The organism is Micromonospora sp. NPDC050417 (assembly GCF_044458865.1).
GTDB lineage: Bacteria > Actinomycetota > Actinomycetes > Mycobacteriales > Micromonosporaceae > Micromonospora_G.
In genome coordinates this window covers 1-21,007 of sequence record NZ_JBITIH010000034.1, presented here as the reverse complement: position 1 = coordinate 21,007, position 21,007 = coordinate 1, and the positions used below count along the sequence as shown (strand labels likewise).

The following is a 21,007-nucleotide window of genomic DNA, read 5'->3' as shown; positions in this document are numbered from 1 at the left end:
CGAAACCGGTGGGTGGTCCGCAAGGCGACCCGTCCTCAGTGTCAACATGTCTGGTGCCCATCGCCTGGAGGCAGCGCCGAACCTGCCGCCGCTTCGCCGTGACGCCTCACTTTCCCGCGCGGGGCACGATGATCGGGGTCGCCCTGTCGAGGCGACGTGACCTCGTACCACTCCACGCTCTCCGCCACCCTGTTAGCGGCCAGGGCAACGGGTGGTTTGTCTGGCGTGGGTCGGAAATCCCGCAGGACGAGGACGACTTCTTCGCCACCCTCCATGTGGCGCACCTTCGGGACCACGCACCCGAGTTGATGCCGTATCTGGCGCTACCGCCGGGATGGCGGGTGCTGCTGGCACCCGGTCACGAAGATGTCTGGTACGACCCGGATCTTCTCGCGGTGCAGCCCGGCTAACGGCGCCCACCGATGTAGCCGCCCACCCAGGCGGCGACGAACGCGTCGTAGGTGATGGGCCAGACCAACCACAGGTACACCACGGTCAGAATCGTTCCGAGCCCACCGAGCACCGGATAGAACCAGCGCGGCAGTTGGTCCGAGTCCGGCGGCGGGGCACAACCGGCCGGCTGGTAGTCCACCGTGAGCAGCTCCCCCTGACCGGGCGCCTGTCCCTTCGGAAAATCCCGGCTGCCGATCCCGCAGAAGACCGGCCCGTCCACCGTCTCCACCTGGATCAGCACTGTCGCCGAGTCACCTAAGGGCTCGACCGCGACCACCGTGCCCGGTAACAACTCACCTGCGGGCACTGGAGGAGTCGGGCTGGTGAAGATGCCGATCAGCAGGAACGTGGGGGACAGGACGGAGAAAACAATCAACGTTCTCGGAAGGAGTGGCGGCCGGTATGCGCGTCTACGGATACGGCCGAGAAGGGACATGTCGGCAACCTAGCGTACGACCGCAATGAAGCTCGATGGTTCGATGCGGACCTGTCAGAGCCGCTCTTCGGGGCTCGTGCCTGATCCAGTGACGGCGCCTGATGGCGCCGCACCCCCCTGTGTGACGCCGCCCGAGCGGGCCGTTCCGGTCAGTCCAGCACCTCCACGGTGTCACCGACGCTGACCGTACGACCTTCGGGGGAAGGTTCACCTGGTTCGGCGCGTACCGTCATCTGGAGACCGAAGAGAAGTTTCTGGCCGATGTTCCGCCGCGCGGCGAGCATCCGTAGCGGCTCCCGTCCCCGCTCCCCCGTCTCCTGGTCGATCGTCGCGACCAGGCAGCGCCCACACTCGCCGACACCGTGGAACACCGCCCCGCCGATCCTCATCCGCCGGCCGACCCACTCGGCCTCGGCCCACGGAGCGGCACCGCTGACCACCAGGTTGGGGCGGAACTGGATCATCGGCAGTGGTCCCTCGATGCTGCCCGACTCCAGCAGCCAGTCGTTGAACGCGTCCAGCGACGCGGTGTTCGCCAGCAGGAGCGGAGTGCCGTCGGCGAAGCTCACCTCGGCGCCGGAACCGGCCGGAACTGCCCAGGGAACGAGATTGCCGCTGGGGTTACCGAGCCAGACCAGCCGGGCGGTGCGCCCCAACAGCCGGTGCAGCCAGTCGTCCGCCTCGGGGCCGGCGGCGCGTACCGATGACGGCGGCCTTCCCCGGAACACCCGAACCTCGATCGCCTCGCCGCCGGTCGGTTCGGCCAGATCGAGCGGGGCCAGCCCCGGCGCGTCCAGGGTCAGCCCGCCGGGCCGGGACACCGCCCGCATCGTCACCAGTTCCCGGTGCTGGCGCTGGGTCAGGCCGAGCCCGTGTTCGTCCACGATCAGCCAGCGTCGGTCGCCGTCGAGGCCCCACGGCTCGACTCGCGCCGTGTCGCGATCCATCCGGCGGCACCCCTTCACCGGGTACGTGTGAATCGAGGCGACTCGCATCCGGCCAGGATGACACGACGCGGCTTGACGCCGGTACCCCCGAACCTACCGGCCTACGTTGTCCTGAGCCTGCGGTGTGCGGGGGCACGGTCGTCGGGCAGCCTGCGCCCGTACGTCGGCAGATCGGTTGCGTCGCCACCGGACGGCGACAACAGTTGCCTCGACCGTGCCGAAGCTGTGGCACGCGATCGCCGCCATCCCGGCGGTCGGATGCTGGTTTACCGAGTGGGGCGCGAACCGCATCGGACGCGTCAGCCCGTCCGGCGAGTTCACCCATCACGACCTGCCGAGCCCTGCCTCGGAGCCGCACGGCATCACCGTCGACCCCGGCGGCGTCGTCTGGGCCGCCCTCGAAACCGGCGCGATCGCCCGCCTCGACCCCTGACGCGCTCGCCCGCCCCCTGCGCGCATCTTCGACGCATCCAGAGTTTGGCCATCGACATTGACGGATTGATCAACAGTCTGACAACCTGTTGGGGCGACAGACCCGCCCCATCATCGCCGTTGTAGCGCCGACGCCGTCCCACCGACCCGTTGTCGCACCGGCCGCGTGGGGGCCGGTGGTGGGCGGAATTTCTGACGACGACAAGGGAGTCCGCGATGACCCGTCCTGGTTTCCACCTTGCGATTCCGGTCGACAACCTGGAACGCGTACGCGCCTTCTACAGCGGTGTGCTCGGGCTGGACGAGGGCCGTTCGACCGACGTCTGGGTGGACTGGAACTTCTACGGCCACCAGCTCGTCACCCATGTGGTGCCGGGGTCCGAGCGGGTCGACGCGGGGCGCAACGCGGTCGACGGGCACGAGGTGCCGGTGCCGCACTTCGGCCTGTTGCTGTCGGTGGAGGATTTCCACGACCTGGCGGGACGGATCCGGGGCGGTGGCATCAGGTTTGTCATCGAGCCGTACCTGCGGTTCGCCGGTGAGCCGGGCGAACAGTGGACCATGTTCGTACGCGACCCGGCCGGCAACGCCCTGGAGTTCAAGGCGTTCCGCGACGAGAGCCAGGTGTTCGCCAAATAAAGATCTCCTGGGTACGCGAAGAGCCGGGCCCCGTTTCCGGGGCCCGGCTTCGCATTGTTGTGCTGGTTGCTTACTTGGTCCAGACGTCCTGGACGATGTGGGCGGCCTGGTTCTCCCACTGCGCGTACGCGTCCGGGAACGCCGACACCTGAACCTTCTGCGCCGCCACCGTCAACGGCAGGTCCTGCCAACCATCCACCTGCTTCAGATTGCTCAGGAACGCCGTCGCCGCGTACGTCGGATCCGTGATCTGGGCCGGAGTACCCCAACCAGACGACGGGCGCTGCTGGAACAGACCCAGGGAGTCGTGGTCGTTCATGTCACCCAGATGACCCAGGTTCTCCAACTTCGACTCCTGCATCGACGTAGCGACCGCGATCACCGCACCACGCTCACCCATACCCAGCTTCTTGGCGGTATCAGTGATCGCCTTGGCGTTGGCGAGCTGCTCCTTCGACAGGCTGATCTGCGACTGCGCACCCTGCGTGCCGTGCGGCACGAGCTTGTCCATGCCCGGCTTGACGGCAGTCTCCTGCGCGACGGTGGTCATCGCCGGGGCAGTGTGCCCGGCCGGGGACGCGAACGCGTGCGACGCGGGACCGGCGACAGCACCACCGATGAAGGCGAGGCTGGCGACACCCAGAGCGGTCCTACGAACGAACGAAGTCTTGGCAACAGCGGTGAAAGTCGTCTTCACGATGGTTCACCTTCCAATCGGGGGTACCGAGCCGCACACACGTAACAGGGGGAAACAGGTGCGTCACTCGGGAAGAAGTACGAGGCCACAGGCTCTATGAGGCGGGAAAGAACACTGCCCCGGCGCTGCTCCGGTCGTACGCGATGTATAACGACCCCACCCCCGCCAACATTCCGCCGGCAGCCCCCGAACCCAAGTTGATCAAGGGTGAAATCCTCGCAAACCCGACACTATGGGGGCAAAGCTGCATCCTCGGAGGTACGGCTGCGGCATCGGTTCGGACCCAACGAGCCAATCCCCTCGACGCGCCCATCCGCGCCATACAGGTGGATGAGGTTATCGACGTAGCGCAGGTGGCGAACGATTCGACCAGGATCCCGACGTGCTGACCGGAAACGACCTCCGGCCAGCACGTCGGGACACCGCTACCTCGGGTCAGCTCAGGTGCCGGGCGAAAAACCTCAGCGAGTTGTCCGCTTCGAAAGGCGGCACATCCCCATGCTTGCCGGGGTTGACGTGCAGCGTCTTCTCAGCCGACGCCAGAGCGTCGAACAACGCCAGGCCCTGGTCACGCGACACGATCTGGTCGTCCCACTGAAGGGTGAAGGCCAAGGACGCGACCAGTGGCCGGACGGTGATCTGCGCCCGGACTTCGACGTCGCCCTCACCACATCGGCGAGCAGCTTCGGTAAGCGGTTCACGCTCATGACCTTCTCGGTCGGTGACGTCACGATCCACGAAGGACAACTCCGCGTCCGCACGGAGCAGTCAGTTTCCGTGCTCAGCAGGACCGAGCCACTGGAGGCCAAGGTCGTCTACGCGATGGCGAACGAGGGCGACAGTTGGTGCATCGCGAAGGAGATGCCAGACCTTGAAGATGAGTGATCGACGTACCCCGTGGCGCGCCTTGCGGGCGAGCCCGGCCCCGACCGCGTGATCGCTGGGCACGGTCAGCCGTTGCGCCGGGGCACCACGCGGTGCACGGTGGTCAGCACCAGCGCCATCACCAAGCTGGCCGTGCCGGCGATCCCCACCGCTCCGCCGAGGTAGGCGTCGAAGAGCCGGGGTCGGTTGAGTTCCTCGACCGGGATCGTCAGCACCTCGTCGGTCGAGCGCAGCGCGTAGGCGGCGACGGCGAGCAGGCCCAGCCCGACCAGCCCGAGCAGGGCGACGCTGCGCCCGTGCGCGTCCGCCGACTCGACCTGTGCGTGCTCCCGCTGGGTCACCATGAGCAGGATGCCGCCGGCGGCGGCCCAGGCGCCGACGATCAGCAGGGAGGCGATCGCGTCGCTGGGCCGATGCCAGCCAGCGGAGAGGGTGGCCACCCCGGCGAGGGCGGCGTATCCGGCGGCGAGCACCGCCCCCCAGCCTCGGACCTTGGGGGGCAGGACCAGGACCAGGGCGATGGCGACCGCGGCGGCGATGGTGGTGTGCCCGCTCGGCAGGCTGTTGCCGGCACCGGCCCGCTCCGGGTCGACGCCGAAATCCGGCCGGTGGATGAGGTATTTCAGCACCTGGGTGGTGACGTTGGCGCCGGCGACGAGCATGGTCGCCACCACCGCGAGCGCGACCCGGCGACGGATCAGCGCGATGAAACCGATGACGGCGGTGGCCGCGAGCAGGGAGACCACCGACATGGCGTTGAGTACGGTGCCGACCAGCCCGTCGATCCGGTCCTGGCCGATGCTGTTCCCGGTGAGCGCGATGGTGTCGAGTAACTGGCCGTGTTCGGTGCGTACGGCGAAGCGCCAGAGCAGGACGAATGCCAGCACCTGAAGCGCGGTCAGCAGGACCAGCCACGCCACCGTCAACGCCCTTGCGCGCCCATGCATCCGGACACGGTAACGAACCCACGAATCGGGGCAAGTTGGCGGGCGGCGCGCACCACCAACGCCTGCCAGCGGGTGGGTGACGGGCTCGTCACGTACCCGTAGGTTAGGCTCTCCTAAGACGAGTGGGGGGTGGTTGATGGCGTCCGACCGGGACCGCCCGGAGTCCCTCACCGACCTGCTCGGAGGGCGCCGGGGCGGAGTGGATGCCACCGTTGCGCCGGTCGCGTTCGGCGCTGGTTGGCTGATCGGCGGCGGCTCGGTCTGGTACGGCGTCGTCGCCGCCCTCGTCTGCGGTGTCCTGGTCGCCGGGTGGCGACTGCGACGAGGTGATCGCCCCGGTTCCGTCCTCGTTGGTCTGCTCGCCGTCTGTCTCGCCGCGCTGGTCGTGCTCCGTACCGGACGGGCCAGTGACTTCTTCCTGCTGCAACTGGTCTCGAACGCGGCCAGTGCGCTCGCCTGGCTGGTCAGCATCGTGTTGCGCTGGCCGCTGCTCGGCGTGGTGGTCGGCACCCTGCTCGGCCAGCGTGGGCGGTGGCGGCGAGACCCGGACCTGTTGCGGGCCTACCGGCGGGGCAGTTGGGTCTGGGTCTGCCAGTACGCCGTCCGGTTGGCGGTCTTCCTCCCGCTCTACGCCGCCGACCAGGTGGTTGCCCTGGTCGCCGCCCGGGTGGTGCTGACCTGGCCGCTGGTCGCCGCGTGCGTGGCGGTGAGCTGGTGGGTGATCCGACGGACGCTGCCACCCGGCCATCCGGGGCTGCGGCATCCGGCCGAACGCGTGGTCAGCGGGGCGTAGAAAGCGGGGCGTAGAACGTGGCCGATGGGCTGTGAAAGTAAGCGGAGAGGCCGCCACGGGGGGAGCGGCCTCTCCGTAACAAGACGGTACTCCGCACGACGGCCGCGCGCGACCCGGGAAAGCGCTGCCCGAAAAGGATTCATCCGTACGGCAGGTGGAGCCGGGCGAGTGACACCGTGGTGCCACCCGCCCGGTGCTGGTGAACCGGCTGTTACGCCGGGGTGGTGAGCCGGCCGGTCCGCTGCGTTGGCCGAGCCGACCGGCTCACCACTGCTTGGCCTGACCGTGGGAATCAGGCCGATCAAAGAGGGTCAGCCGTTCGGGAAGAGGTTGCCGAAATCGGCGAACGCCATCGCGATGTCCGACTGGGCCCAGAACCGGTGGTAGTTGAACGTGGGTGCCGCCCCACCGTTGAGGTACGCCTGGACCTTCGGCCAGTCCGGGTCGTCGCGGTAGAACGAGCGGATGTCGACGAAGCTCTTGCCCGGGGCGATCGCGTCTCCGTTGGGCATCTCCCCGCGCCAGTTCGGTGGCAGGTAGAGACCCTGTCCGGTGGAGGCGTTGTAGACGTCGTCGAACCGCTGGTAGTCGGCCCGGGTCTCGGTGGTCGAGATGCCCCTCGGTTCGGCGTGCGCGTACATGGCGTCGAGCAGGCCCTTGGCGGTGTTCTTCGCCGCCGCGTTGCCGGACTTGGCCGCGTACCACATCAGGGTCCGGGCGTACGCCGCCCCGACGCCGACGTCGGTGCCGTGGCTGATCACCTCGACGTGCAGGTTGTTGTTGACCACCGGGGTGGTCGGGTTCCAGGTGGCCGGGGCACCGGTCCACCGCATGTCGGACGGGATCTGGAAGTTCCCGCCGGTGCCGATGGTGGTGTTGGCGATCGCCCAGGGCACCCACTTGTCCAGGATGGCCTTGGCCTTGGCGTTGCCGGTCACGTAGTACAACTCGGCGACCCGTTGCAGGGACCAGACCTGCATCCCGAACCACTGGTTGCTGCCCGGGTCCTCATAGACCGGGTGGTCGTCGTAGAACATGCCGTAGAAGGTCGGCGTACCCGACGGCGGCTGGGCGTACGAGCCGTTCCAACTGTTCGTCGCGCCACCGGCGATGCCGCCTTCGGCCGACTGCAACCACTGGTAGAACTCCAACTGCCGGTTCATGCTGTTGGTCCAGTCCGCCACCGCGGTCGCCGAACGGGGCCGCAGCTCGGTCACGTTGGTCAACGCCCAGGCGGTGAACGGGTTCTGGTATCCGAAGTGGTTGTGGCTGGAGCCGATCCGCCAGGACCAGCCGGCGGCCGGGTCGGTCGCGCCGCCCCAGGCGTAGTACCAGGAGAGCAGGTAGTGGGCGGAGTCCTTGCCGGTGCCGGCGGCGCAGGTGCTCGCCCCGACACAGTTGCCGATCTTCTTGAAGTACTTGTCGAACATGGCGTACCGCAGGTAGTCGCCCATCTTGGCGGCCTTGGCCACGGTGGCGGCCACGTCGGCCTGCTTGCCCTGCGCCTTGGCCCAGGTCAGCGCCCAGTACGCGGCCTGGATGGCGCGTGCGTCGGCGTCCGGGGCGTTGGTGTACTTCCACTGCTTGGCGGGACTGTTCGGGTCACCGATGGAGATGTCCAGGTAGCCGTTGGGGCCACCGTGGGCAAAGGTGTCGCAGGACGGCTGCGGCACCGTCTCCCAGACCGATTCCTGTGGGCCGCGCTGGAAGGTGTTGATGTACGCCGGGCGGGTGGTGCCGTCACCGCAGCGGCCGAAGCCGTACGTGTTGTCGACGTCGAGCAGCCAGTGCATGCCGTAGATGTCGCCGGTGCCGTACGTCGACTGGAGTTCGTTGCGCAGCGGGTCGGTGCCGACCGGGACGGAGGGCTGGAGCTGCGACGGGTACTGGCTCGGCAGGTTGTATTCGGCCGCGTACTGCGGGGTGCCGGCGACACCTGCGGTCGGCTGGTCGTTGTGCGACGGAATGATGTAGCGCTCCATCACGGTCCAGGCATTGTTGAACGGGGCCCAGTTCTGGGTGGCCCGGCCGTACTGCGCCTCAAGCCAGATCCAGAAGCTGAACGCCTCGGACGTGGTCTCGTGCCCGTGGTCGGGCGCCTCGACGATCAGCGTCTCGATCGAGTGGTACGGCACGCCCTCGGGACTGAAGTAGCCAGAGTTCTTGATCTTGCCGTACTGCTCAAGGAAGCGCGCGGTGTAGACGTTGTCGCCACCGCCCGGGGTGTCGTTGTCGATCTCGGTGGCGACGATCGACAGTGGGGCGTATCCGGTGGCCGAGGCGGTGAGCGTGGCGGTGCCACCGGCGGTGTCGGTGTCCTCCGCCGCGGCGACCGTGAGGTTGACGCCGGTGTTCCAGTTCGCCGTGGTGAGCGTCGCGGAGGTCGGCGTGACGGTGACGTCGGTGTCACCTGTCCGGGCGATGGTGACCGGTACGTTGCCCGACGGCGCGGCGCTCAGCCGCAGGTTCACCGAGGCGGTGCTCCCCTCCGCGACGTTCACCGAGGTCGGTGTCGCCACCAGCACCGGCCCGCTGCCGGGGCTGACGGTGAAGGCCCGTTCCGCCGTCGCGGTCAGGTTCGCGTTGTCGTACGCCCGCGCCTGGACGGTGTAGCTGCCCGCCGGTTGGTCCTCCAGCAGATAGCTGTACGGCGCCGTGGTGTCGGTGTTCACCAGCAACCCGTTGCGGTAGAACTCGACCCGGGCGATGGTGCCGTCCGGGTCGCTCGCGGTGGCCGTGAGCGGCACGTCGGCCGGGGCCACGAACGGGCCGGCCGGGATGCTCAGGCTCACCGTCGGCGGCTGGGGCGTGCTGGTGCCGCCACAGGTCACCCCGTTGACCGAGAACGAGGTGGGCTTGGCGTTGGTGCCAGAGTAGGAACCGTTGAAGCCGATGTTGGTGGAGGCGCCGGTGGCCAGGTTGCCGTTCCAGGACATGCTGGTCGCGGTCACCTGGTTGCCGGACTGGGTCCAGTTGGCCGACCAGCCCTGGGTGACCCGCTGGTTGCCGGGAAAGGCGAAGCGCAGGGTCCAGCCGTTGATCGGGTCGCCGGTGTTGCGGATCGTGACACTGGCGGAGAACCCGTTGTTCCAGTCATTGGTCGCGTAGACCACGTCGCAGGCCGGGGCCGCCTGGGCGGCGCCGGGGACGACGACCACGCCGAGCGCTGCCAGCACACCGGTGGCCAGGATCGCCACCCGGCGTCTTCTTGCGATGAGCTTCATTTCCTGACTTCTCCTCGCGGACCAGGCCGGGGCGGTTGCCGCCTCGGCTGGGCGCCTTCGTGCGCGGGTGTGGATGGTGGGGCCGCGCGTGGGTGGAAGGCGCCGGGAAGGTGGTCGACCCGTCCCGGACCGGGGTCGGCGATCGACGCAGAGCACCGGAGGTGGCGGCTCTGGTCGGTGCTGGGCGCCGTACCGAAAATGTCGGATGCCCTCGGCTGCCCGCGGTCGGCATGGCTCCCGCTCCGCGATAATTCGACAGTCTTGCATGGGAGCGCTCCCGCAGCAAGCAGGAAGCCAGTTGACTCCATTGAAGACAGACCGTCTTCGCGCTGACCTGCATTGAGAATGATCAAGATGAACACATCAGCGTTACATTGACGTTGGTCTGATGTTTCGATCTTATTTTGGGTCTTTCACAAACCCGTGACGCGGGATACAGTCCAATCAACGTCGATGGGAGCGCTTCCATCGATACCTGTGTAAGTGTTCGACCTTATGGCAACTACGGGGTACACGTGCGGAACCGGCACTGCCCGGCCCCGCACCGACCTCCGGTCAACGCGTCACCCTTGCCCAGGGCAACGCGGACCTCCAGCCGTGGGGCTGACGGTGGGCCAGCCCGGACTCCATCGCCAGCCAACTCACCACCGTCGAGAGGAGGTGGAACCAGAGCCACTCGCGTGGCCCGGCTCCCGCGCGACACGCACGACCTGGACGCCAATTCCGTTCGTGTGTGTGCAACTGATGGTGGGGACGGGGGTTGCCCTCCCCGTCCCCACGCTATACCCCCTTCAGCGAAGGGGAAATAGGTCGACAGGACAGGCGCGCCGCGCCGCCCGGTCGACCTGTTGCGTGCCTGGCGCCAAAACCGCCAGACCACCGAACAACCCATACGCAACTACCTGGGCAGCCGCTACCTTGTGATGGGAGCGCTCCCGACGCGACGCGGACGTGCCCCCACACACGAGGAGACAAGCCCTATGTCCGTACTGACCCGGCGCCACCTGCTGCGCCGCGCCGCGCTCTCCGCCAGCGCCGCCACCGCCTCCCGGGTGGGCGCGGGCGCGGCGACAACGGCAGCCGTCGCGGCGAGCGCCGCCCTGGACGGCTGCGAAACCGACTCCGAGCCGAACCCGGGGCCGGAACCAGAGCGTCGGCTCGGGCTACGGTTCCCGGACGGTTTCGGCTGGGGCGCGGCGACCTCGGCGTACCAGATCGAGGGAGCGGCCAAGGACGACGGCCGGGGCGAGTCGGTATGGGACACCTTCAGCCACACCCCGGGACGGACCCGGGGCGGGGACACCGGCGACGTCGCCGCCGACCACTACCACCGCTACGAAGCGGATCTCGACCTGATGCGGGAGCTGGGACTACGGACGTACCGTTTCTCCATCTCCTGGTCCCGGATCCAGGCCGACGGCACCGGCTCGCCCAACCAGCGCGGACTCGACTTCTACCGGCGGCTGGTCGACGGCCTGCTGGCCCGCGACATCGCCCCGATGGCCACGCTCTTCCACTGGGACCTGCCCCAGTCGCTACAGGAGGGCGGCGGCTGGGAATCACGCGATGTCGCCTACCGCTTCGCGGACTACGCCGACCACGTGTTCCGGGCCCTCGGCGACAACGTGGCGAGTTGGCTGACCATCAACGAGCCGAAAACCGTGGTGCAGAACGGCTACCTGCACGGCCATCACGCCCCCGGACACCGCGACCCGGACGCGGCCTACCTCGTCGCCCACCACCTGCAACTCGCCCACGGCCTCGCCGTCGCCGCGCTCCGGGCCACCGGCGGCAGCGGCCGGATCGGCCCGGCGCTCAACCTGCACCCGTGCTACCCCGCCGTGGACGGCGCCGAGGCGGAGGCCGCCACCAGGCTCTACGACGGGTACGAGAACCGGCTCTACCTGGACTCGATCTTCAAGGGCAGCTACCCCACTGACGTGCTCGACGACCTCGGCCCGCGCAGCCGGATGGTCCGGGCTATCCGCGACGGCGACCTGACGATCATCTCCGCCCCGGTCGACCTGCTCGCCGTGCAGTACTACACCCCGATCTACGTCACGCCGAGCGGCGGCACGGAACAGAAATGGCCCACCTCGGAGGCGAACTGGCAGCAGATCTACCCCGACGGCATGTACGACATCCTGAACCGGGTGCACCGCGAATACGGCCCTCTGCCGCTCACCATCACCGAGAACGGCCTGCCCACACCGGACACTCTCGACGGCGACACGGTGGACGACCCGGGCCGGATCACGTTCCTGCGCGACCACATGGCCGCCGCTCACCGCGCGATCAGGGACGGGGTGCCGCTGGAGAGTTACCACGTCTGGTCACTGATGGACAACTTCGAATGGGCCGAAGGGTACGACCAGCGCTGGGGCCTGATCTACGTCGACTACCCCACCCAGCGGCGCATCCTCAAGCGCAGCGCCCACTGGTACCGGAGGGTGATCGCCGACAACGGTGTCTGACGGCCATCGTGCGTCGGCCCGCGCCCGGCCTTCGGTCAGCGAGTCAGGTTCGGCTGGTGGGGTGTGGCGGTGCGGCCGAGCGACGCCGCCACATCCCCCACCTGCCGGGCCGCCTCCGCCTGGTCGGCCCCGCCGGACAACGCATCGATCGCGACCTTCCAGAGCCGGTTCAAGTCCGGATCCTCCGTCTGGATCGGCATCCGCCGGTACGGGCGGACCATGGCCTCGGCGGCCAGGAACATGTTGTCCGGAGCCGATTGGGTGGCACTCGCCGACGTGGACCCGGCCGGCGGAGGGACCGACCACGACGATTCCACCACCGGTGCCGGTGGAATCGACTGGACGGAGTGCTGTCGCGAATCCGGCTGGACGGAATGCTGTCGCGAGTCCAGCGGGACGGAGTGCTGTCGCGGAGCTGCGGGCACGGGCACGGGTACGGGTACGGGTACGGGTACGGGCATCGGTACGGCCGGATCCGTGGGTACCGGTACGGCCGGGACCGTCTCGGCCTGCTTGGGCAGCGCCGATGCGGCCTCCTCCCGGTGCGGCGCTTTCGGCTCCTTCGCCAACTGCTCGACCCGGCGCGGGACGACCGGCTCCTCCGCCGGGATGATCACATCGCGCGGCCGGGTCGACCGGCCCCTGCCAAGGGTCGTCGACACGGTGTACGGGTCAGCGCCACCGAGCAGTGCCGCTGTCGTCCGAGAGTGCGCGTCGACCACATCTTGGGTGGAGACCGGCAGCGGGCCCGCGTACGGGCGTTGGACCGCGTCGGCGAGCAGCCGGGTCTGCTTCCGCTCGGCTGGCGTACGCCCGGCCAGTTCCTCATCTACCGCATCGTGGTCCAGCGCAGGCAGATCCTGCTCGCGTTGCGGCCGGAACAGCAGCGGCGGCGGCACCGTCGCCGTCAGGGCATCGTTTCTCCTCCTGCGCTCAGGCTCCAGGTGCTCGGCTTCCTCGGTGATCCGCCGCAGATGCGCCGGTGGCATCTCCATGATCGGCGCCAGCATTCTGGGCGGCGGCGGTTCCTCGATCGGTGCCTGCTTCTGTAGCGATGGCGGCTTCTGTAGCGGCGGCAGCTCGTCGATCGGTGGCTGCTTCTGAGGTGGCGGCGGCTTCTGTAGCGGCGGCGGATCGCTCTTCGGAACCACCTTGACCTCTGGCACCGTGCCGGACTTCGAGTCGTTCTTCGCGTCCGGCCTGGCCTCGTACTTGGCGCTGAACTCGTCGAGCTGCTGGTAGTGGTCCTGCATCGACTTCCACCACGCGGCCTCGGCCAACTCCCGCTTTTCGATCGCGTCCCGCCAACGCTCACGCAGAGCCGGGTCCATTGGTTTGCCGTGGGGCACCGCTGGCCTGGGTTCGGACGGGTTGGTTATCTGGCTACCCAGGGCCGCGTACTTCGCTGCCGCCTCCGCCTCCCCCGCCGCGACGAATTCGTCACCGAGGCGGGCCAGCTTCTGTTCCTGCGTCACGATCGCCTCGAAATCGCGGCGTGCATTGTCCGGAGCACCGCTCTTGATGCCAAGCACCCGCCGGGCGTCGTCCAGCGACATCCGCACCGTCACGATCACCGGCGGGACCCGGTTGTCGCTGTGATGCCGGTCGGCGCGCGCGGTGCGGGGCAGGGTCACCGTGACGGTCGGCTCGCAGACGTACTCGATCAGGACCGACCGGCCCTCCGGCTTGACGTTGCCGAAGCTGGTCGACGAGTTCTCCCCACCGGCCGCCAACGCGACCGTCTCGCCACTGACCGGACCACTGTTGCTGCTCTCCAGCGCCTGGTACGGATCGCCCAGGTAGCCCCGGCCGAGCAGCAGCCGGGGAGCGTGCAGCGACTGGGTGAGCCGGTTCGACCCGCTGCTGATGCTGGCCGTGTTCTGCGCGACGTGCTCCCGGTACACGGCGGAGTCGACGCCAGCCAGCCTGGCCGCCACCGGTTTCAGCCCAACCTTGATCAGTGCCTCCTGCATCGACACTGTGGCGCTCGGTACCGGCGGCAGTTCCAACCCGTCCGTGTCGAAGGCCCGCCCGACGTTCGGCAGCAACACCTCCGGGGTGAACCCCTGATGCACCTGGTGCGCCCCGACGTAACCGGAGACATGCAAACGATCCGCGGCGTTGGCCAGCAACGCCTGGGTCGCCTCCTGAAGGTGGGTCGCACCAAAGAGATCCTCCGGCGCGTACCGGGGCGGCAACAGTAGACCGTTGCTCACCTGCCAGCCCGGTTCCGGGCCGGGTGTCGGGTCGGGTCGGTACGGTTTCGGGGCGTTCACGGCAGACTGGGGTGGCGGTGGGAGCCGCAGATCACCGGCCCACCGGTCGACGGTCACCGGTGCCCGAAAGGTAATCGCGCCACCCGGCACGGCCTTCCCCCGGTGGTAGATCCGGAGCTGGAACCGGGGCTCGAGCGTGATCCGCGCCTTCACCCCTCGACCGGAGCTGATGTCGGTGGTCCGCTGCTCCGACTCGGTCGTGGTCGTGGTCGTGGTCAGACTGCTGGTGTTGTACTGGTAGCCACCACCGATCGCGACCGGCTGACCGTGCGGGTTGAGCACCGCCGACGCGGCGACGTTGGCGTAGAACCCCCCGCCCCGGGCCGTCCGGATCAGGTCGGTCTGCCCCTGCGCGCCAACGGTACGCACATCAATGTCGTCGTGGTTGGCGACGAACTGGTCGAACGTCATCCCGTTGTCGAGGACCGCATCGAGGCGTACCTCGTAGAGCCGTTGACTGAAGATCCCGGGCTCGGCGTGGATCCAGGCGACACCGCCGTCGAACAGCGCCGCCCAGTTCCGCCGTACGCCGGAGCGGGACAGCGCATGCAGCATCCGGCGCCGGTTGAGCATCGGGTCCGCCAGCCCGGGCCCGGTCAACGTGTCCAGGATCGGGCGGGCCAGCGGCTGCGGATTCGGATGGCTCACCGCGTCCCTCAGCGCCGCGATCGCCGGTTCCACCAGCGATGGAACGTCGTGGAAGGTCTGCAGTCCCAGCCCGGGTGACCCGCCCGGCCGCAGGGTCAGCTTGGCGTCGCGCGCCTCGTCGGTGACCGGATTGCCGCTCGATCCCGGTCCGGTGGGGGCGGACGTCACCGGCGGCTTCACGTCACCGAACAAGCCCATCGCCACCGCCTGTTCCTCGCTGACCCGCAGGTAGACGGCGTTGTGGATGACCGCGCTGTGGCGCACCGACTTGTGACGCTCCCAGCGGTCCGGTTGGAACGCTTTGGGTACCAGCGCCTTGGGGAGATCGGCGGCGTTCGTCACCTCGGCGGCCACCGTGGCCCGCAGGTCGGCCACCACCAGGTAGGTCCGCTTCTTCCCCTTACGGTTGTTGACGTTGCGCTCGATTCCGCCGCTGACCTTGCTCCGCTTACGGGTCATCCGGTACATCAACGTCCGCTGGTAGCCGCCGGTACCGGTGCCACCACCGCCGTACTTGTCCCCGGGGCGCGCCGCCTCCCGCAGCGAGACACCGAACTGTCCCCGGGCCACGAGCTGGGTCTCGCGGGTACGGCTGCTCCACACCTGCACCCCGCCGCTCGGCGCGTGCTCGGTGGTGATCTCCGCTTGGACCGGTACGAGTCGCGGGTTGACCAGCTTACCGGCGATCGAGACGTCGAGCCGCCCACCGTCGATGTCCGTGGTGAGCGGGTCGAGATCCCACTGCTTCTCGGTCATGGCGCCGAGGTTCGTGGCCTGCTGAGCGGCGGTGAGACTGTCGGTGAGGTCAGTCCAGAGCGGCATGCCCTCCTTCAGGCTCGTGTCACCGCGCAGGCCGCCGAGATGACGCCGGGACATACGGTCCTCGTACTGCTGTGTCTCCCGGATCGTGGCCCGGGCGAGGTTGAGCAGCTCGCCACTGCCGGGCATCGACTCGACGAACTGCCACTCCTTGACCTCCCTCTGGCCTGGGGCCGAACCGGAGGGCGTGGCGGCGAGACCGGAGCGTGCCGGCTGGGTCGGGGTGTCGTTGACAAAATTGCGCAAGGTGTTCAGGACGGTTCTGGTGCTCTTGGCCAGTGGCTCCCGCCGCCCCTTGGTGACCTTCACCGGGAGGGTCACCTGCTCTTTCGGCGCGGCGCTGGCCGAGTAGAGGACGTCGACCGGGTGCCTTTCGCGCAGGCTGTACCGGGGCAGTTCCTTCCCACCGACCCGCACCGCCTTGTCCCAACGCTTGAACGTCGTGCCGTCCACGTGCCGGATGCTCTTGACCCGGGTGCCGAACCCGATCCGGGAGCCCTTCTCGCGGCCGAGCCCGACCTTGTACGGGTAGACCCGCACGACCAGCTCCAGGTCGCCGTGGTAACGCTCCGAGCTCGGTGTGCCGCCGTGCAGTGCGGTGTCCTGCGCGCTCACGTCCACACCGCCCTGCTGCGCCCGGCGTCCCTGCAACTCGACCGAGGCCGCTGGGCTGAAACCCGTGTTCACCGCACCGTCGCTGGACCGGAAGATGAGCCCGCCCTCGACGGCCACCGCGGTCCGCCACTGGGCACCGCCAGCGGCACTGTCCTGCTCACCACGGCTCTGGAAGTTACGTACGGCGACGTTCTTCTCCACACCGTCGTGCACCAACTGCTGCGGATGCCGGGCGGTCACGTGGACCACCACCTGGCGGCTGGAGAACCACTTGGTCCGCGTCAGTCGGACCGCAATCCCGCCGTTGAGCAACGTGGTGTAGTTCTGCCGCAACGCCGGCACCGACAGCGCCCGGTCCAGCTCCATCTGGTTGCGCTGGCGTTCGCTCGCGGAGCTGGCAAAACCCATCCGGTGGACCACACCCTCACGGCGAAACCGGGGCAGGAAACCACCGCCGAACCGCCGGACCAGCCGCGCGGTCTGCTGATGCAGATCGGCGAACTGGCTCATCTCGTACGGCATCGCATGCCCGCCCTTGTCGGCGAACGGCGGCGGATGCTTGCCCGGCCCCTCCTCCGGGTCGACCTCGCGGTTCTTACCCTTGGTGTTCGGAACGATCGACACAGTGCTTGTCCTGCGGTACAACCTTTCCTGCTGAGGATCGTGCTGGTCGTCATCGGTGCTGCCCGCAATGGACACCGTGCTGTCTCGGCGGAACAACCTCGGCCGTTCCGGCGACGTGGCGCTGGTCCTACGCTTCTCCTTGGGCGATTCCGGCAACGTGATGCTGGTCCTACGCTGCTCCTTGGGCGACTCCGGCAACGTGATGCTGGTCCTACGCTGCTCCTTGGGCGGTACGACGGAATCGGAGCTGGTTCTGCCGTCTTCCTTGGCCGACCCGGCGCTTGTCCTCCCGGGCGCCGTGCCAGTCCTCTTCAGCACCGGCGGTCGCGCGTTCCTGATCATCTCCTCGGCCTTGGCCTTCGGAAGGCGGGACAGCACGTTCAGATCCAGCACGATCGGGCGTACGCCGGAACGGAAAGGCGTCTGGAAGGCATTGACCCGGGTAGCGGTGTTGAGGGTGAGCCGCACGTTCACCTTGGCCAGAACGTTTTCGATGTCCTTGAACTCGGTGCCGGTCCGGGTGGTGCTGCTCTGCCGGGCGCTGGTGGTGGTGTTGCGCCGGAAACCCGCGCTGAGTCGCAGTTGCACGTACGCCCACCCGAAGCCCCAGCGGATCGGTACCACGCTACCGCCGCCGCCGACCGAGCTGATGTGCTGCTCCCGACCGTTGACCGTATACCCGGGCTGCCACCGGAACGAGGACTTCTTGACGTCCGCGACCAACTGCACCCCGGTAACCTCCGCGTTGAGCTGAAGGGCCACCGCCTGACGGCGGGACGGGCTGAGGATCAACGGCGAGTTCACGTCGCTCTCCAACGCCGGGAGCAGTTGCCCCAGCACGCTGGGCTCACTCAACAACGTCCGAAGCTGCTCCCGGCTGAGGCTCCCCTGGTCGGCGGTGCCGGTCGGTTGGAACTGGCGCAGAATCTCCTCGACGACCTCGTTCCAGGTCCGCGGATCCGTGCCGCCGTCGTCCTCGATAGTGGTCAGGGGGGCCACGGCTCCGTCGGTCGAACTGAAGGTGGTTGGCTGGGCGACGGTCACCGTCCGGGCATCCAGAATCCGGACCACATTCAGGTTCTGGACCAGCGTCGACACGTCGAACCGGCCCCGCTGCATGTGGTCGGTGCGTGGGGTCGCCTTGGCGATGTCGTCCAGCGTGCGGAAGCCAACCTGAGCGGTGACCACGTTCGGCGGCACTCCCGCGTCGTCTGCCGTCGTCTGGTGGGCCGGCGGCGGGGTGGGCGGCACCGACCCCGGTTTGCCGACGTGCACGGCGAACCGCACCGGCGCCAACATCAGGTGGGACGGCCCGCCACTGCGGATGTTGTGCGAGTCGAAGAGGGTCGCGCCGCTCTCACTGGTCACCGCCGCCTGGGCCAGGGCCACCTCGCCGGACGCCCCGCCACCCGGCCCGAACCGGCCACCGATCATGAAGCCGGCGCCGACGGCGAGGCTGTCACCGGAACTCTCGGTCTCCTTCAGCGCCGTACTGAAGTCGTTCCTGGTGTCGTACTTGGCCTTGTCGTCTTTTTGGTCCAGCCGCTCCTGCTGGTCGGTCAGGCGGGTCGTGGAGACGGTGACGCTGTGCCAACGACCGCTGCCGTCGCGGACGTCGAACGTACGCCCACCGCTGGTGAAGAACGACTGCAGGTCCTCACGGAGCGCGCTTTCGATGCCGCTGAAGTCGACGCTGATCGCCTGTCGGCCGCCCGGGGTGAACCGGTGCACGATTGGCCGAATCCGGGCTCGTACCTGTTGCTCGACATCGATTCGCAGGTCGTGGACCAGCTTTTCCAGGTCGGCGGCGCCGTCCACCTCGTACAGCAGATCGGGCTGATCCTGGTAGAGCGAGCCGCTCGGCTTCGGCACCACGGTCGACGTGGATGCCTCCTTTTTCAACTGCTCAACTCGGGTTTGGGGTTTCGACCCGGACCCGAAACGGCGGGAGAACATGCCGGGGCCAGGGTTGCGCGGCGAGTCCACCAACGCGTCGACGAGGGACGACGTGCCGCGCCCGTGCTGCGATCCGGCCTCCCCGGCCAGCGGCACCCAGCGGCCGGAGGCGTCGGTCAGCATGACCCGGGCCAGTGGCAGGTTCTCCGCCAGTCCCTGGTCAGACGTTGCGTCCTGCCAACCCGCGGGACGCTGGAGATCCACCCACTTCAGCCGACCCGGCTCCCCCACCGGCACGGTCGCGTCGGCGTGCAACTCGAACATGTGCGCGTCGCCGCCCGGCGGACGTACCCACACGTACGCGCTCCAGCCGTCCCGCCGAGCGCCGTCAGCATCGGTCAACAGGCTCCGCAGTGCGTCGGCGTCGCCCCCGAACTGTTCCCATGAACCGTCGATGGCATGCGCGAACTCCCGGGGGTCGCCCCGGTGCAACAGCGTCTCGTCCACCGTCCGCCGGGCAATCCGACCATGTTTCGCCAGGTACGACGCGAGCAGGCCGGGATAGCAGTCCGGCTCACCGTTCCAGGTGGGTCGGGTCGGATCGGTGAGCAGCCGTCCCAGGCTGGCGCTGACCTCATGCGGGTTCCGGGGTGCCGACACGTCCCGTCGCCCGAAGTCCGCCGCCACCCGTCGCAGCACCTCGGAGTCCTTCGGAAGCACTCGGGCGGGCTCCGGCGTGAGCACCCGACGCGGCTGCTCCGGTCCGGTGTCCGGGCGCTGGCCGTTGGAGCGGTTGCCGTCGGGCAGGGCGTCCACCGGCTCAGGACGGAGCAGTCGATCCGGTACGACCGGCGCGTCCCGACGTACCGGGCCGGGTTCCGTGCCGATCTTCGACGGCGGTCCGCCAGCGCCGTCCCGGACCGGGCCAGGAGATTCGCCGGGCGGCGGGGTAGCCGGGGTGGACGTGGTGGACGTGGTGGACGTGGTGGCCGGGCTACGGAGGGGAGGCTCGGTGACCGTATGGGACGGACCGGTCGACCGTGCGGGCGCGGGCGTCGAACTGTCCGTCGGGGGCGACGACGATACGACCGAAGCACCGGGCGGCGTGGTGACCGGGCCGGTTCCCGGCGCCGAGTTGATCTGCGTAGGGCTGGAGAGGGGCGCTGGCCCGGGCGTGACTGCCGGCGTGACCTGGGACGGTGTGACCTGGGACGGCGTGGAAACCGACGTGCTCGGGGCCGGCGGGGCGGCCGACGTCACCGGACTGGGCGTCGAAACCGATGTGGTCGGGGTCGGCGTGACGGTGCCCGGGACCGGTGTCGAGCTAATGCCAGCCGGACCGATACCGGCCAGACCGGGCGGGACGGACGGTACGGGTGCCGGTCCTGTCAACTCCGGGGCCGTATCCGTCGAAGGAGTGGACGGCATCGCGGGTACGTCCGGGGCGGCGGAGGTGCCCGGGGTGCCCGGCCCCGGCGAAAACCAGTGCTCCTGCTCGCCGTTCATCCCGGACGTGTCGGTGTTCGGTGGGACGCCGTCACTGCCCGGCGCCGGGGCATCCACGTCGACGAGTCCCGGGACGGGAGCGAGGAACACGGGTGGCCCCGGCAGGTCGGCCGGTACCAGCACAGGCGGCGTGTCCAGCGGCATTGACGACAGATCCTGGTCCGGCCCGATAATCACCTCTGGCGGAATAATCACGTCCGGCCCGGTGATGACGTCCGGCGGAATAATCACGTCCGGTCCGGTGATGACGTCCGACGGGATGATCACGTCGGATCCGGGCACCTCACCAGCCGGCGGGACACCAGGCAGGAACACCTCATCTCCATCCACCGACGACCCGGCACCACTTCCCGTCGACGAACCCGACCTGCCCGGACCCGAGTTCGAGCCCGACCCCGAGCCTGGGTTTGCCGGAGGAGCCTGCGAATAGGACGGCGGGGAACCCGGACCACCCCCCGAATACCCGGGCGGCGAATCGGTAGCAGACCCGGAATACCCAGGCGGACCGTCAGGATCAACCGCCACATACGGCGGCACCGGATCCCGATCCGCGACCGTGTCCGGATCAACATCCGCCGACACACCACCCGACTTCGGACCGTCCTTCCCATCACCCCGAACCGCGTCCCCAACCACCCCCGCCGTATCCATCGTGAAACTGTTCAACATGCTCGACACCACCGTCGGCGCCAAAAT

12 protein-coding genes are annotated in these 21,007 nt (G+C 68.6%); 5 read left to right on the top strand and 7 right to left on the bottom strand.

Going from position 1 to position 21,007, the window contains the following annotated elements:
• Nucleotides 1-98 precede the first annotated feature (98 nt).
• Nucleotides 99-410 (top strand): hypothetical protein, encoded by a 312-nt coding sequence (locus ACIBF5_RS30230; protein WP_396816341.1) that lies wholly within the window; start codon nucleotides 99-101, stop codon nucleotides 408-410.
• Here the strand turns inward: ACIBF5_RS30230 and ACIBF5_RS30225 are convergent.
• The gene (locus ACIBF5_RS30225; protein WP_396816340.1) at nucleotides 407-829 is read right to left on the bottom strand and encodes a hypothetical protein; all 423 of its coding nucleotides are present in this window, start codon (nucleotides 827-829) and stop codon (nucleotides 407-409) included. The genes ACIBF5_RS30230 and ACIBF5_RS30225 overlap by 4 nt on opposite strands.
• 209 nt (nucleotides 830-1,038) lie before the next feature.
• Nucleotides 1,039-1,884: an MOSC domain-containing protein gene (locus ACIBF5_RS30220; RefSeq protein ID WP_396816339.1), complete on the bottom strand. Its 846-nt coding sequence runs from the start codon at nucleotides 1,882-1,884 to the stop codon at nucleotides 1,039-1,041.
• A gap of 166 nt (nucleotides 1,885-2,050) precedes the next feature.
• On the opposite strand from ACIBF5_RS30220, the gene ACIBF5_RS30215 reads away from it, so the two are divergent.
• Nucleotides 2,051-2,269: a hypothetical protein gene (locus ACIBF5_RS30215; protein ID WP_396816338.1), complete on the top strand. Its 219-nt coding sequence runs from the start codon at nucleotides 2,051-2,053 to the stop codon at nucleotides 2,267-2,269.
• A gap of 215 nt (nucleotides 2,270-2,484) precedes the next feature.
• Nucleotides 2,485-2,907 (top strand): VOC family protein, encoded by a 423-nt coding sequence (locus tag ACIBF5_RS30210; protein WP_396816337.1) that lies wholly within the window; start codon nucleotides 2,485-2,487, stop codon nucleotides 2,905-2,907.
• A gap of 70 nt (nucleotides 2,908-2,977) precedes the next feature.
• Here the strand turns inward: ACIBF5_RS30210 and ACIBF5_RS30205 are convergent, their stop codons facing one another.
• From ACIBF5_RS30205 to ACIBF5_RS30195, 3 genes are all read right to left on the bottom strand, one after another.
• Nucleotides 2,978-3,604, bottom strand: coding sequence for a hypothetical protein (locus tag ACIBF5_RS30205; RefSeq protein WP_396816336.1), 627 nt, complete (start codon nucleotides 3,602-3,604; stop codon nucleotides 2,978-2,980).
• Between the two features lie 435 nt (nucleotides 3,605-4,039).
• A complete protein-coding gene (locus ACIBF5_RS30200; protein WP_396816335.1) occupies nucleotides 4,040-4,342 on the bottom strand; it encodes a hypothetical protein in 303 nt (100 codons plus the stop codon).
• Nucleotides 4,343-4,554: 212 nt separating this feature from the next.
• Nucleotides 4,555-5,436: a phosphatase PAP2 family protein gene (locus ACIBF5_RS30195; RefSeq protein ID WP_396816334.1), complete on the bottom strand. Its 882-nt coding sequence runs from the start codon at nucleotides 5,434-5,436 to the stop codon at nucleotides 4,555-4,557.
• A 136-nt stretch (nucleotides 5,437-5,572) separates the two neighbouring features.
• Here ACIBF5_RS30195 and ACIBF5_RS30190 point away from each other — a divergent pair, with 136 nt between their 5' ends.
• Nucleotides 5,573-6,229 carry a DUF3159 domain-containing protein gene (locus ACIBF5_RS30190; RefSeq protein WP_396816333.1) on the top strand — a complete coding sequence of 219 codons (657 nt, stop codon included), beginning with the start codon at nucleotides 5,573-5,575 and terminating at the stop codon, nucleotides 6,227-6,229.
• A 311-nt stretch (nucleotides 6,230-6,540) separates the two neighbouring features.
• Here ACIBF5_RS30190 and ACIBF5_RS30185 read toward each other — a convergent pair whose 3' ends face one another.
• Nucleotides 6,541-9,444, bottom strand: coding sequence for a glycoside hydrolase family 48 protein (locus ACIBF5_RS30185; RefSeq protein WP_396816357.1), 2,904 nt, complete (start codon nucleotides 9,442-9,444; stop codon nucleotides 6,541-6,543).
• A gap of 989 nt (nucleotides 9,445-10,433) precedes the next feature.
• Here ACIBF5_RS30185 and ACIBF5_RS30180 point away from each other — a divergent pair.
• Nucleotides 10,434-11,927 carry a GH1 family beta-glucosidase gene (locus ACIBF5_RS30180; RefSeq protein WP_396816332.1) on the top strand — a complete coding sequence of 498 codons (1,494 nt, stop codon included), beginning with the start codon at nucleotides 10,434-10,436 and terminating at the stop codon, nucleotides 11,925-11,927.
• Between the two features lie 35 nt (nucleotides 11,928-11,962).
• On the opposite strand, the gene ACIBF5_RS30175 is transcribed toward ACIBF5_RS30180, so the two are convergent.
• Nucleotides 11,963-19,621 carry a hypothetical protein gene (locus ACIBF5_RS30175; RefSeq protein WP_396816331.1) on the bottom strand — a complete coding sequence of 2,553 codons (7,659 nt, stop codon included), beginning with the start codon at nucleotides 19,619-19,621 and terminating at the stop codon, nucleotides 11,963-11,965.
• Nucleotides 19,622-21,007 lie beyond the last annotated feature (1,386 nt).